Origin of the sequence: Kitasatospora setae KM-6054 (assembly GCF_000269985.1) — a bacterium.
Taxonomy (GTDB): domain Bacteria; phylum Actinomycetota; class Actinomycetes; order Streptomycetales; family Streptomycetaceae; genus Kitasatospora; species Kitasatospora setae.
On sequence record NC_016109.1, the window covers coordinates 4,280,768 to 4,294,118 of the forward strand.

The following is a 13,351-nucleotide window of genomic DNA, read 5'->3' on the forward strand; positions in this document are numbered from 1 at the left end:
GTCAGCCGAGCACCGGCAGGTAGGCCGACAGGTCGCTGCGCTCGCCGCTGGCGGTGAGCGCGGTGTCCAGGACGGCGGACCACTCCTGCCGGCCGGTGGCGAGTCGGATCCAGGTCAGCGGGTCGGTCTCGACCACGTTGGGCGGGGTGCCCCGGGTGTGCCGGGGGCCCTCGACCGCCTGGACGACCGCGTACGGGGGGATCCGCAGTTCGACCGCGCCGCCGGGCACCTGGGCGGCGAAGGCGTCGGCGAGCAGCCGGGACGTGGAGGCCAGCGCGAAGGGGTCGTGCGGGAAGTCGGGGAGGCCGAGCGCGGCGGCCAGGTCGTCGGCGTGCACCACGGTCTCCACCAGCCGGGTGACCAGGAAGTCGGCGAGCGCCATCGGGCCGAACCGCATCGGGATGACCCGGCCGGGCTCGCGCCCCTCCGGGCTGTCCACGGCCTTCCACAACTCGCCGATCTGCCGGTCGAGTTCACCGGACACCTGGGCGGCATCCCCGGCGAACTGCTCGGCCACCAGCTCGACGGCGGTGGCGTTGATCGCGGCGGCGGCGGTGCGGGTGCTGGCGGCCCAGTGCAGCGGCGTGATCGGGGGCTGCGGCGGCAGCGGTTCGCGCAGGTGCAGCGGCACCCAGCTGGCCACCATGCCGAGGTGGGCGACGAGTTCGCGGACCCGCCAGTCCCCCAGCCGGGTGGGGAGGGCGAGTCGTTCGTCGTCCAGCTCCCGGACGGCGGCGGAGATCGCGTCGAACTGCCCGGTGAGCGCGGCGCGCACCTTCACCGGGTCGTAGGTTCGGGGCTTCACGGTAGGCATGACCGCAGCGTACAAAAGACCGGCGGGCGGCCGGCTCCGGTGTCCACCGGAGCCGGCCGCCCGCCGGGTTGAGCAACCGTCAGACGAGCTGCCGTCAGACGAGCCGCCGTCAGGCGAGCAGCGCCTCGATGACGCCGGTGTGGGCGTCGCGCAGCTCGGCCAGGGTGACGGTGAACTGGCCCTGGACCTCCAGCGCCTCGCCGTCCACCACGCCGATCCGGGTGGCGGGCAGGCCGCGGGCGCCGCACATGTCGTTGAACCGGAGCTCCTCGCTGCGCGGGACGGCCACCACGGCACGACCGGCGGACTCGGAGAACAGGAACACGAAGGGGTCGAGGCCCTCGGGGACGACCACCCGGGCGCCCTTGCCGCCCTTGAGGCAGCTCTCCACCAGGGCCTGCGCGAGGCCGCCGTCGGAGAGGTCGTGCGCGGCGTCGACCATGCCGTCGCGGGAGGCGGCGATCAGGATCTCGCCGAGCAGCCGCTCGCGCTCCAGGTCGACCTTGGGCGGCAGGCCGCCGAGGTGGTTGTGCACGACCTGCGACCAGGCGGAGCCGCCCAGCTCGTCGGCGGTGTCGCCGAGCAGGTAGAGCAGCTGGCCCTCCTCGGCGAAGCCGACCGGGGTGCGCCGGGTGACGTCGTCGATGACGCCGAGTACCGCGACCACCGGGGTCGGGTGGATGGCGACGTCGCCGGTCTGGTTGTACAGCGAGACGTTGCCGCCGGTGACCGGGGTGCCGAGCACCTGGCAGGCGTCGGCCAGGCCGCGGGTGGCCTCGGCGAACTGCCACATCACGTCCGGGTCCTCGGGGGAGCCGAAGTTGAGGCAGTCGGAGACCGCGAGCGGCTTGGCGCCGCCGGCCGCGACGTTCCGGTACGCCTCGGCCAGGGCCAGCTGGGCGCCGGTGTACGGGTCCAGCTTGGCGTAGCGGCCGTTGCCGTCGGTGGCGACCGAGACGCCGAGGTTGGTCTCCTCGTCGATCCGGATCATGCCGGAGTCCTCGGGGGTGGCGAGCACCGTGTTGCCCAGCACGTAGCGGTCGTACTGGTCGGTGATCCACGCCTTGGACGCCTGGTTCGGCGAGCCGGCGACCTTGAGCAGCGCGTCCTTGAGCTCGGCGCCGTTCGCCGGGCGGGCCAGCCGCTCGGCGGTCGGGGCGTCGGCCTGCAGCGCGTCCTGCCAGGACGGGCGGGCGTACGGGCGGTGGTAGGTCGGGCCCTCGTGGGCGACGGTGCGCGGCGGCACGTCGACGACCAGCTCACCGTGCCAGAAGATCTCCAGCCGCTCGCCGTCGGTCACCTCGCCGATGACGGTGGCGATGACGTCCCACTTCTCGCAGATCTCCAGGAAGCGGTCGACCTTGCCGGGCTCGACGATCGCGCACATGCGCTCCTGCGACTCGCTCATGAGGATCTCCTCAGGAGAGAGCGTGTGGTCGCGCAGCGGGACGGTGTCCAGCTCGATCCGCATGCCGCCGGTGCCGGCGCTCGCGAGCTCGCTGGTCGCGCAGGACAGGCCGGCGCCGCCGAGGTCCTGGATGCCCGCGACGAGGTCTTCCTTGAAGATCTCCAGGGTGCACTCGATGAGCAGCTTCTCCTGGAACGGGTCGCCGACCTGGACGGCGGGGCGCTTGGCCGGGCCGGTCGCGTCGAAGGTCTCCGAGGCGAGCACCGAGACGCCGCCGATGCCGTCGCCGCCGGTGCGGGCTCCGTACAGGATGACCTTGTTGCCGGGGCCGGACGCCTTCGCGAGGTGGATGTCCTCGTGCTTCATCACGCCCACGCAGAGCGCGTTGACCAGCGGGTTGCCCTGGTAGCAGGAGTCGAAGACGACCTCGCCGCCGATGTTCGGCAGGCCCAGGCAGTTGCCGTAGCCGCCGATGCCCGCGACGATCCCGGGCAGCACGCGCCGGGTGTCCGGGTGGTCGGCCGCGCCGAAGCGCAGCGGGTCCATCACGGCGACCGGGCGGGCGCCCATCGCCAGGATGTCGCGCACGATGCCGCCGATGCCGGTGGCCGCGCCCTGGTAGGGCTCGATGTACGACGGGTGGTTGTGCGACTCGACCTTGAAGGTGACCGCGTAGCCCTGGCCGACGTCGACGACGCCGGCGTTCTCGCCGATGCCGACGAGCATCGCGTCGTTCTCCGGGGCCTTCTCGCCGAACTGCTTGAGGTGGACCTTGGAGCTCTTGTACGAGCAGTGCTCCGACCACATCACCGAGTACATCGCCAGCTCGGCGCCGGTCGGGCGGCGCTCCAGGATCTCCCGGATCCGGGCGTACTCGTCCTGCTTCAGGCCGAGTTCGGCCCAGGGCTGGGCGGCGTCCGGGGTCTGCTCGGCGTTCTTGACGGTGTCGAGGCTCATCAGGCGTTCACCAGCTGCTTCAGGACGGAAGTGAAGAAGCCCAGGCCCTCGGTGGTCGGGCCGGTGAGCGGCTCCACGGCGTGCTCCGGGTGCGGCATCAGGCCGACGACATTGCCGGCGGCGTTGGTGATGCCGGCGATGTCGCGGTACGAACCGTTCGGGTTCACATCGAGGTAGCGGGCCACGATCCGGCCCTCCGCCTCCAGCTCGTCGAGGACGCGCTCGTCGGCGACGAACCGGCCCTCGCCGTTCTTCAGCGGAACGACGATTTCCTGCCCGGCCGAGTAATCGCGGGTCCAGGCGGTCCCGGCGTTCTCGATGCGGAGCTTCTGGTCGCGGCAGATGAAGTGCAGCGAGTCGTTCCGGGTGAGCGCGCCGGGCAGCAGGTGCGATTCGCACAGCACCTGGAAGCCGTTGCAGATACCGAGGACCGGCATTCCGAGCTTCGCCTGCTCGATGATGGTGTCCATCACCGGGGAGAAGCGGGAGATGGCGCCGCAGCGCAGATAGTCGCCGTAGGAGAATCCGCCGGGCAGGACGACGGCGTCGACCTGGTGGAGATCCTTGTCACGGTGCCAGAGGGCGACCGGCTCGGCGCCGGCCAGGCGGACCGCGCGCTGGGCGTCGCGGTCGTCGAGGGAACCGGGGAAAGTGACGACGCCGATACGGGTGGTCACTTCGCGTCTCCGACGACGGAGGAGGAGGGGGCCGATGTCGCGGCCTCCTCGACGCGGACGGTGAAGTCCTCGATCACGGTGTTGGCGAGGAAGGTCTCGGCGGCCTCGCGGATGCGGGCGAGCGCGGCGTCGTCGACCGGCCCCTCCAGCTCCAGCTCGAAACGCTTGCCCTGGCGGACGTCGGCGATCCCGGCGAACCCGAGACGCGGCAGCGCGCGCTGCACCGCCTGGCCCTGGGGGTCGAGGATCTCCGGCTTGAGCATGACGTCGACTACGACGCGTGCCACTGGCACTCCCGGTGGTGATTGCGTGAAGGCGGGGGAACTCCAGACTACCCGGACCGCTGGGCCTTCTTGCGGGCCACCGTTGGTAACGCGCGTAGACCCACACCCCTTACGCCCCAAGGGCCGCGCACCCCGGACACGCGCGGCGCGCATCCGATTTACCCGCTTTAATCCCGTCTCCGGCGGCGGCTATCCGGGGCGGTATCGGCCCCGGATAGCCGGCCCGGCTAACCCGCCCGGCCGGAAGCCCGTGAATATCCGGAAAAAAGGAATCCCCAACTCTACGATTTCACCGGCCGTCGGGTGCAGAATAGGGCGACCGGCAGCCGAACGCGCCGCATCTCGGCACGGGCTCCCTGCCCGCCGGCGGATGCCGCGTTCCGGCCCAACGGACCGGCGGGGCATCCGAGGCCCCCGACGGCCGAATTGCCCGAGAGGATTGACACCCATGGCTCAGCGTGTAGTCGTCACGCTCTCCGACGATCTGGACGGCGGCACCGCCGCGGAAACCGTGCACTTCGGCGTGGACGGTAAGTCCTACGAGATCGACCTGTCCGCCGACAACGCGGAAAAGCTCCGGGAGGCCCTCGCCCCGTTCGTCGCCGCCGGCCGCCGGCAGAGCCGCAGCGGGAAGTCCTTCCGCCGCACCGCGCTCACCCCGGACCCGGCCGCCGTGCGCGCCTGGGCGCAGTCGAACGGCCACGAGCTGCCCGCCCGCGGCCGCATCCCGAAGCACGTCTACGAGGCGTTCGCCGAGAGCAACTGACCCTCGCCGCAGGCCCGTTGCCGGCCTGCCACCCTTCCCCGGCGCTGCCGCCGGGGAAGGGTGGGGCGAGCAGGCCGATTGATGTTGTAGAGTATTTCTCGTCGCCGCAACCGGGGGAACAACCCGAGCGGGGCGGCCGGTGCCCAGGCACCGTGCGGACGTGGCTCAGTTGGTAGAGCATCACCTTGCCAAGGTGAGGGTCGCGAGTTCGAATCTCGTCGTCCGCTCGCAGTCAGCGTGAAAGACTGTTGCAGTACCGGCAGTACAAGTACATACCTGCGGACGTGGCTCAGTTGGTAGAGCATCACCTTGCCAAGGTGAGGGTCGCGAGTTCGAATCTCGTCGTCCGCTCCGGTACCGAAGGCCCCCCTCCACCGAGGGGGGCCTTCGGCGTTCCCGCCCTCCCGTTCGCCGCACCCCTGACATTTGTCACCGCCGACCCGTGCGGACGCACCGGCGCCCGGTGAGGGAGCGCACTACTGGCGGACCCCGGGCGACGGGAGGCTGGAGCCATGACCGACACCAGCCGTCCCCGCCCCGCCGCCGTCGAGGCCCGCGGGCTGCACCGCCGCTACGGGCCGTCCGGCCAGGGCGGGTTCGAGGCCGTCCGCGGCCTGGACCTCGCCGTCGCGCCCGGCGAGCTGTTCGCCCTGCTCGGCACCAACGGCGCGGGCAAGACCTCCACCCTGGAGGTGCTGGAGGGGCTCGCCGAGCCGAGCGCCGGCGAGGTCCGGGTGCTCGGCCTCGACCCGCGCCGGGAGCGCGCCGCGCTGCGGCCGCGGATCGGCATCATGCTGCAGGAGGGCGGCTTCCCCGGCGAGCTGACGCTGGCCGAGACCGGCCGCTGCTGGGCCGGCCTGACCACCGGCGCCCGGGCCGTCGACGAGGCGCTCGACCTGGTCGGCCTGCTGCCCCGGCGCACGGTGCGGGTCAAGCAGCTGTCCGGCGGCGAACGCCGCCGGCTCGACCTGGCGATGGCCCTGCTCGGCCGCCCCGAGGTGCTGTTCCTGGACGAGCCGTCCACCGGCCTGGACCCGGAGGCCCGGGCCTCGGTCTGGCGGCTGATCCGCGAACTGCGGGCGGCCGGCACCACGGTGGTGCTCACCACGCACTACCTGGAAGAAGCCGAGGAACTCGCCGACCGGCTGGCCATCATGCACCGCGGCCGGGTGGTCACCGGCGGCACGGTCGCCGAGGTGCTGGCCGCGCACCCCGCCCGGATCGCCTTCGAACTCCCCGAGCGGACCGGCCCGAACGCCGCCCTCGACCTGCCCGCGCTGCCCGGCACCAGCACCGAACTGGACGGCCGCCGGGTGCTGCTGCGCACCCCCGACCTCCAGGGCACGCTGACCGAGCTGCTCGGCTGGGCCGCCCGCCACCGGGTCGAACTGGCCCGGCTGGACGCCCGCAGCGCCTCGCTGGAGGAAGCCTTCCTGGCCGTCGCCGCGTCGGCGGTCGACCCGGCCGCCGCCCCCGCCGCCCCCGCCCCGTCGAAGATCGGACGTGCCGCATGAGCACCGCCGCCCCCGCCGCCGCCCCCGCCACCCTGACGCCGCTCTCCCGGCTGCTGGCGCTGGGCCGGGCCGAGGCCGTACTGCTGCGGCGCAACCGCACCGCGGTGTTCCTGGCGCTGGTGCTGCCGTTCCTGCTGGTCGGCTCGCTCCGCTCGATCCTGAAGGCCGCCGCCGAGAAGACCCCCGGCCTGGACGTGAACGGCAACCTGGTCACCAGCTCGATGGGCATCGTCCTGCTGGTGGTCGTCTACACCAACCTGACCACCGCCTACACCGCCCGCCGCAACGAACTGGTGCTGAAGCGGCTGCGCACCGGCGAGGCCGCGGACGCCGAGATCCTGCTCGGCACCGCCGTCCCGTCGATCGGCCTGGCGCTGGTGCAGTGCCTGCTGCTGGGCGTCGGCGGCTTCGCGCTGCTCGACCTGCGGGCCCCCGCGAACCCGCTGCTGGTGCTGGCCGGGCTGGCGCTGTCCGCGCTGCTGCTGACCGGCCTGGCCGCGCTGTCCAGCGCGGTCACCAAGACCGTGGAGACGGCCGGCATCACCACCCTCCCGCTGATGCTGGCCGCCCAGTTCGGCTCCGGCCTGATGATCCCGCTGGAGTCGATGCCGGACACCGTGGCGAACGTCTGCCGCCTGCTGCCGACCACCCCCGCGCTGCAACTGCTGCGGATCGGCTGGCTCGGCACCGACGGCACCGGCCCGTCCGAGGGCTTCGCCGCGACCTGGGGCCTGGCCGTCCCGCCCCTGCTGCTGGCCCTGGCCTGGGCCGCCGCCGCGGCCTGGGGCGCCCGCCGCTGGTTCCGCTGGGAGCCGCGCCGCTAGATTCGTCCGACGACCGCCGAAGAACAGGGGACCTCAACCGTGCGGGTCAGCAGGCCACGACCGATCCACCGCTGGCGGGGGCTGTCCAAGCCGCAGCGCACCGAGCTGTACGTCCGGTGGTCGCTGTACACCGTGGCGCTGATGCAGCCGGTGGTGACGGTCGGCATGGCGGTCGGGAGCGCCGGTCGCGGCGGGGTGTCGACGGCCGAGGCGGTGGTGTGCGCGCTCGGCTCGGCGGCGGCGGCCCTGAACGCGGTGCTGGTCCGCACCGGCCTGGCCGGCTACCTGGGCCGGCGGCCCCGTCCCTACTCCTGGGTGGTGGCGGCGGGCGCGGTGTCGGTGGCCGTCTCGGTGGCGGCACTGCTGCTCGGACCGCGCCCCCGGGACGCGGACGGCTCGCTCCCGGTCACCGTCGCGGTCCTGACCATGACCTTCTGGATCGCCACCACCGCGGTCGCGCTGCGGACCGCGGAGACGGCCGTCGCCGCCGTGGCGGGCCTGCTGCTGCTCGCCCTGCCGCTGCTGCTGACCGGCGTCTCCCCCGGCTCCGTCGCCGGGATGGCGGTCGGCTGCCTGATCGGGGCGGCGCTCGCCGCCGTCACCGCCCGCGGCTCGATCTGGACCGCCAGGGTGGTCTGGGAGCTGGACGCCGCCCGGGAGACCCAGGCCCGGCTGGCGGTGGCCGAGGAGCGGCTGCGGTTCTCCCGGGACCTGCACGACGTGCTGGGACGCAACCTGGCCACCATCGCGCTGAAGAGCGAGCTGGCCGTGCGACTGGCGCGCCGCGGGCGCCCGGAGGCGGTGGACCAGATGACCGAGGTGCAGCGGATCGCCCAGGAGTCGCAGCGCGAGGTGCGCGAGGTGGTGCGCGGCTACCGCACCGTCGAGCTGCACACCGAACTGGCCGGCGCCGCCTCGGTGTTGCGGGCCGCGAACGTCGACTGCCGGACCGAGCTGTCCGGCGCGGACGGCCTGCCCGCCGAGGCGCAGTCGGTGCTCGGCTGGGTGGTGCGGGAGGCCGCGACCAACGTGCTGCGGCACTCGGAGGCGGCGAACTGCCGGTTCCGGCTGCGGGTCTCGGGCGGCACCGCGCTGCTGGAGGTGGAGAACGACGGCGTGCCCGCCGTTCCGCCGCCGCGCGCGGAGGGCGCGGGCAGCGGCCTGCGCGGCCTGGGCGAGCGGCTGGCCGCGCACGGCGGCACCCTGAGCACGGCCGGCGGCGCCCCCGGGCGGTTCCGGCTGACCGCCGAACTACCGATCACCGAGAAGGAGTCCGTGAAGTGACCGACCTGGTGCGGGTGCTGCTCGCGGACGACGAGCACCTGATCCGCGGCGCCCTGGCGGCGCTGCTCGCGCTGGAGGACGACCTGACGGTGGTCGCGGAGGCGGCGTCCGGCCCGGAGGCGCTGGCGATGGCCGCCGCGCACCGCCCGGACGTCGCGGTGCTGGACCTCCAGATGCCGGGCCTGGACGGCATCGAGGTGGCGGCCGAGCTGCGGCACCGGCTGCCGGAGTGCCGGGTGATGATCGTGACCGGGCACGGCCGGCCGGGCTACCTGAAGCGGGCCCTGGAGGTCGGGGTGCGCGGCTTCCTGCCGAAGACGGTCTCCGCCTCCGACCTGGCCGGGATCATCCGCACCGTCCGGGCCGGCGGCCGCTACGTGGACCCGGAGCTGGCCGCCGAGGCGATCAGCGCGGGCGACTCCCCGCTGACCCCGCGCGAGACGGACGTGCTGGAGCTGGCCGCGGACGGCTCCCCGGTCGCCGAGATCGCCGAGCGGGCCGCGCTCTCGCCGGGCACCGTCCGCAACTACCTGTCCTCGGCGGCGGGCAAGCTGGGCGCGGAGAACCGCCACGCGGCGGTCCGGATCGCCCGCGAGCACGGCTGGCTGTGAGCCCTGCCGGGAGGCCCCACAGCCGGCCGTACGGGGGCGTCACTTCCAGGCGAGGCCGGTGAGCTTCTCGTAGGCGTCGATGTAGCGCTGCCGGGTGTGCGCGATCACCTCGTCGGGCAGCCGCGGCGGCGGGTTCTCGCTCTTGCGGTCCCAGCCGGAGGCCGGCGAGGTCAGCCAGTCGCGGATGATCTGCTTGTCGAAGGACGGCTGGTCGCGGCCGGGCTGCCACTCGTCGGCGGGCCAGAAGCGCGAGGAGTCGGGGGTGAGCACCTCGTCGCCGATCACCAGCTCGCCGTCCAGCAGGCCGAACTCGAACTTGGTGTCGGCCAGGATCAGGCCGCGGTCGCGGGCGATGTCCCGGGCCCGGGCGTACACCGCGAGGGTGGTCTGGCGCAGCGTGGCGGCGAGTTCGGCGCCGACCCGGCGGGCGGTCTCCTCGTAGGGGACGTTCTCGTCGTGCTCGCCGACCTCGGCCTTGAGCGCCGGGGTGTAGATCGGGCCGGGCAGCTCGGAGCCGTTGTCCAGGCCCTCGGGCAGCGCGACGCCGCACACCGTGCGGGAGACCCGGTACTCCTCCAGGCCGGAGCCGGCCAGGTAGCCGCGGGCGACGCACTCCACCGGCACCATGTCGAGGCTGCGGCAGATCAGGGTGCGCCCGGCCCAGTCGGCGGGGGCGCCGGCCGGCAGCTCGGTGGAGAGGACGTGGTTGGGGACGAGGTCGGCGATCCGCTCGAACCACCAGAGCGACAGCTGGGTGAGGATCCGGCCCTTGTCCGGGATCTCGTTGGGCAGCACCCAGTCGTAGGCGGAGGTCCGGTCGCTGGCGACCATCACCAGGTTGCCGGCGCCGTCCCGGTACAGGTCGCGCACCTTGCCGGTGTGCAGGTGGACCAGGCCGGGCACCTGGACCGGCTCGGGCTTGGTGACGAATCCGCTCACGCTCAGTCAGTCCTCACAGCTGGGGGGCTCTGCGACCGAGTCTTTCACGCCCGGCGGGTCAGCCGCCGGTGCGCCCCTCCTTGCACAGCCGGTCCAGCAGGTTGGCGGTGGCGCGCTGGATCCGCTCGTCGGTGTGCCCGGGCCGGTCCAGCGCGGGCGACCAGGCGAACGTCCCGGCGGCGAACACGTACGCGCCGCTGGGCGCCCGGTACAGCGAGGTCTCCTGGTGGGTGGCCCGGCCGGCCGCGTCCCGGTACGGGGAGTGCGCGAGCAGCACCCGCTCGGTGTGCGCGGGCAGTTGGACCTTCGGGTAGTAGCGGTCGGCCTCGCCGGCGACCAGGCCGGGCAGCTCGTCGCCGTCCGCCAGGCCGGTGCCCTGCCAGAGCCAGTGGCCGGTGTTGCGGGCCACCAGCGGCACCGGCGCGGGCACGCTGCCCGCGTACTGGACGCCCAGCAGGTGCTGCTCGGGCTCCCCGGCGTCCCGCCAGAGCGCGGAGGCCGCGCCCGGCACCCCGGCGGCGGGGTGGCCGGCCGCGACCCGCTGGCGCTTGCGGCAGTTCAGCAGCCGGGACGGCGCGCCGTCGGCGCCCGCCGACAGCTCGACCCGCCAGTACACGCTGTTCGCGGAGAGGAACACCAGCGAGGTGCCGCCGTCCCGGGCCCGCTCGGCGGCCCGCCGCATCGGCTCCGACCAGTACTCGTCGTGCCCGGGGAAGACCAGCCCCCGGTAGCGGGAGGCGTCCACCAGCCCGGCGTGCAGGTCGGTCGCGGTGGCGTAGGCCAGGTCGTAGCCGTAGCGCTCGGCCCAGCGGATGAAGTCGTAGGCGTGCCCGACGTGCAGCGGCAGCCCGGCCCCGGCGTGCGGCCGGTCGAAGGAGACCGTGACGGCCGCCTCGCCCTCCCCCACCAGGTGCCCGGCCGCGTCCCAGGCGTGGTAGAGGCTGGCGCCCAGGTGCCCGTCCTCGGGGAACAGGTTGTACGCCTGCCAGGTGACGTCCGGCAGCACCAGCAGCAGGTCGGCCGGGGCGAAGTCCCGCACGGTGAACGGGATGTGGCTGCGGTGGCCGCCGTCCGCGGTGGTCAGCACGGCGACGTACGCGCCGGGGCGCCAGTCCGCCGGGACCTGCAGCCGCCAGGACAGCCACCAGTGGTGGCAGGAGACGGTGCGGCCGGCCACCATCGGGGCGGGCTGGGCCAGGCCGGAGATCAGCGGGCTGGAGTACACCTGGCGGGCGCCGTCGCCGCCGTCGTGGCCGATCCGGTAGACGTCGACCTGGAACTCCTGCGTCGGCTCCACCGTCACCCGCAGGTCCACCGCGCCGCCCGGGCGGGCCACCCCGGGCGAGGCGAAGCCCTTGATCTGCCGGCGCACGTCGTCCGCGTTGCGCGGGCCGCTCACCGCCGGCCGCGGCCGGGCCGGGCCGTCCACCGGCCGCTGCCCGGGGGCGTCCACGCTCACGTACCAGGGGACCACGCCGTCGCCGTCCGCCAGGTAGTGGTCCGTGCTGCGCAGCCAGGGCAGCGGGCCCTGGCCGAACGGGTCGGTCACCCCGTGCGCCAACGTGCCGGACTCCCACCGGCGGTTGGACTCCGTCCCCACACGCCCCTCCCCACCCCTTCGCACGCCCGCCGAGGGTTGGCAATTGCCATGCGGATGTGCGTGCCGAACAGCACACCACAGTTGGACCGCGAAGCGTCACCCCACCGTAGCAATTGGTACCGGTGAAACCGGGTTTCCCGGGACGGTCCGAAAGCGTCCCGGTTCAGCCCGAAAGGCGCACCGGGCGCTCCACCCTGATCCCGGCCTTCTCCAGCCACGCCCGCAGCGGGCCGTCCTGCCCGTCCTCGACCGCCATCGCCACCGCCGGGGCCAGCTCGGCCCGGGGCGCGGCGGAGCAGAGCAGCACCGGGCCGTCCAGCCAGTCCAGCCCCGGGGTGGCGGTGCCGGCGTCCACCGCGGCGCAGCAGACCGTCGCGGTGAGGTGCTCGACCAGCAGGTCGCGGCCGCTGCGCACGGGTGGCAGCGGGGGCGCGACCCGGGCGGCGCGCGCCACCTGGCCGGCCAGCGCGGCGGACAGCTCCTCGGCCCCACCGGCCGCCAGCCGGGCCAGCAGCTGGTCCAGCACCGGGCCGCCGCCCGGGCGGTCGTCGCCGAGCGCGGCCTGCAGCGCGGCGGCCCGGGCCCGCCAGCCCCGGTCGACCACCAGCCGCGGGTAGTCCTCCCAGTCGAGCGGCCGCCAGCCCTCGGCGGGCTCCTCGTGCAGCAGTTCGGCGGCCAGCCGGGAGACCCGGGCGTCGAGCAGGCCGGGCTCCTCCAGCAGGTCGCAGGCGGGGCGGTCGCCGAGCCGGCTCTCGTAGCCGTCGGCGAGCCGGTCGCGGCGGGACAGCTCGGTCAGCGCGGAGACCACGCCCGCGTTCAGGTGCGCGGGGTGCAGGCCGAGCCGCCAGGCGGGCAGCGCGACCCGGGTGAGCAGCCGGTCCCAGCCCGCGTAGGCCAGGCCGACCTGGGCCTGGGCGGCGATCCGCGGCCCGTAGTCGACCGCCCTGGCCCGCTCGGAGGCCCAGGCGGCGACGGCGTGCTCCAGCTCGGCGGAGTGCTCGCGGCAGGCGCCCAGCAGCCGCCGGTCGACCAGGTCGACCAGCGCGGCGGGGCCGCGGTGCCGGTCGCCGAGCGAGGCGTCCAGGGTGCGCAGCCAGCGGCGGGCGGCGGCGATGTCCGGGTCGGCGGCCGCGGCGGCGCCGGCCACCACGGGGGCCAGCAGGGCGCGCAGCTCGCCGGCCCGCATCCACCACAGGAACGGGGAGCCGATCACCAGCACCGGGCCGGGCGGCTCGGCGCGACGGCCCGCGGCGTGCGGCTCCTCCAGCCAGCTGTCGCAGTCCGGCGTGAGCGCGATCGCGGCGGGCGCCGGGACGTCCAGCCGCTCGGCCAGCTCCTCGATCAGCCGGTACAGCTCGGGCGCGTCGGCGCGCTCCAGCGGCACCGCCGGGGTGGCCGGGGGGACGGCCCGGCGGTGCGCCCGGGCCGCCAGCGCGGCCAGCGCCAGGGTCAGCGCGGCGACCGCGCCGACCGCCCAGCGCACGCCGTCCCAGAGCGGGGCGTCCGGCGCCCCGGGGGCGCCTATGTGTCCGGTGAACCGCCCGGCCAGCAGCACCACCGCGCAGGCGGCGGGCAGCGCGGCGGCCGCCACGACCCGTCCGCGCAGACGCAGGACGGCCTGGGCTCGTGCGCGTGCGGTGTCCACTGCAGCCATCGCCGCGGCACCCCCTTCG

12 protein-coding genes and 2 tRNA genes are annotated in these 13,351 nt (G+C 74.5%); 7 read left to right on the plus strand and 7 right to left on the minus strand.

The window, feature by feature from the left end:
* Position 1: 1 nt before the first annotated feature.
* The 4 genes from KSE_RS18955 to purS form a co-directional block, all read right to left on the minus strand.
* Positions 2–814: a maleylpyruvate isomerase family mycothiol-dependent enzyme gene (locus KSE_RS18955; RefSeq protein ID WP_041293897.1), complete on the minus strand. Its 813-nt coding sequence runs from the start codon at positions 812–814 to the stop codon at positions 2–4.
* A gap of 109 nt (positions 815–923) precedes the next feature.
* Complete coding sequence (purL, locus tag KSE_RS18960; protein WP_014136946.1) at positions 924–3,179, minus strand: phosphoribosylformylglycinamidine synthase subunit PurL; 2,256 nt, start codon at positions 3,177–3,179, stop codon at positions 924–926.
* Positions 3,179–3,856: a phosphoribosylformylglycinamidine synthase subunit PurQ gene (purQ, locus tag KSE_RS18965; protein WP_014136947.1), complete on the minus strand. Its 678-nt coding sequence runs from the start codon at positions 3,854–3,856 to the stop codon at positions 3,179–3,181. Before purQ ends, purL begins: the two co-directional genes overlap by 1 nt.
* Positions 3,853–4,143 (minus strand): phosphoribosylformylglycinamidine synthase subunit PurS, encoded by a 291-nt coding sequence (gene purS, locus KSE_RS18970; RefSeq protein WP_014136948.1) that lies wholly within the window; start codon positions 4,141–4,143, stop codon positions 3,853–3,855. Before purS ends, purQ begins: the two co-directional genes overlap by 4 nt.
* 445 nt (positions 4,144–4,588) lie before the next feature.
* On the opposite strand from purS, the gene KSE_RS18975 reads away from it, so the two are divergent.
* The 7 genes from KSE_RS18975 to KSE_RS19005 all read left to right on the plus strand — a co-directional run bounded on the left by KSE_RS18975 (position 4,589) and on the right by KSE_RS19005 (position 9,139).
* Complete coding sequence (locus KSE_RS18975) at positions 4,589–4,906, plus strand: histone-like nucleoid-structuring protein Lsr2 (protein ID WP_014136949.1); 318 nt, start codon at positions 4,589–4,591, stop codon at positions 4,904–4,906.
* Positions 4,907–5,060: 154 nt separating this feature from the next.
* Positions 5,061–5,133: transfer RNA gene (locus tag KSE_RS18980), tRNA-Gly, on the plus strand.
* Positions 5,134–5,184: 51 nt separating this feature from the next.
* Positions 5,185–5,257, plus strand: a tRNA-Gly gene (locus KSE_RS18985).
* 161 nt (positions 5,258–5,418) lie between these two features.
* Positions 5,419–6,420, plus strand: coding sequence for an ABC transporter ATP-binding protein (locus KSE_RS18990; RefSeq protein ID WP_014136950.1), 1,002 nt, complete (start codon positions 5,419–5,421; stop codon positions 6,418–6,420).
* On the plus strand, positions 6,417–7,244 hold the full coding sequence (locus KSE_RS18995; RefSeq protein ID WP_014136951.1) for an ABC transporter permease: 828 nt from the start codon (positions 6,417–6,419) through the stop codon (positions 7,242–7,244). Before KSE_RS18990 ends, KSE_RS18995 begins: the two co-directional genes overlap by 4 nt.
* A gap of 39 nt (positions 7,245–7,283) precedes the next feature.
* Complete coding sequence (locus tag KSE_RS19000) at positions 7,284–8,528, plus strand: sensor histidine kinase (protein WP_014136952.1); 1,245 nt, start codon at positions 7,284–7,286, stop codon at positions 8,526–8,528.
* Positions 8,525–9,139 carry a response regulator transcription factor gene (locus tag KSE_RS19005; protein ID WP_033259638.1) on the plus strand — a complete coding sequence of 205 codons (615 nt, stop codon included), beginning with the start codon at positions 8,525–8,527 and terminating at the stop codon, positions 9,137–9,139. The genes KSE_RS19000 and KSE_RS19005 overlap by 4 nt, the downstream gene beginning before the upstream one ends.
* 39 nt (positions 9,140–9,178) lie before the next feature.
* On the opposite strand, the gene KSE_RS19010 is transcribed toward KSE_RS19005, so the two are convergent.
* From KSE_RS19010 to KSE_RS19020, 3 genes are all read right to left on the minus strand, one after another.
* Complete coding sequence (locus KSE_RS19010; protein ID WP_014136954.1) at positions 9,179–10,078, minus strand: phosphoribosylaminoimidazolesuccinocarboxamide synthase; 900 nt, start codon at positions 10,076–10,078, stop codon at positions 9,179–9,181.
* A gap of 58 nt (positions 10,079–10,136) precedes the next feature.
* Entirely contained in the window at positions 10,137–11,678 is a 1,542-nt protein-coding gene (locus KSE_RS19015; protein ID WP_014136955.1) for a N,N-dimethylformamidase beta subunit family domain-containing protein, read from the minus strand.
* A gap of 163 nt (positions 11,679–11,841) precedes the next feature.
* The gene (locus KSE_RS19020) at positions 11,842–13,332 is read right to left on the minus strand and encodes a hypothetical protein (protein WP_014136956.1); all 1,491 of its coding nucleotides are present in this window, start codon (positions 13,330–13,332) and stop codon (positions 11,842–11,844) included.
* Positions 13,333–13,351: the final 19 nt, after the last annotated feature.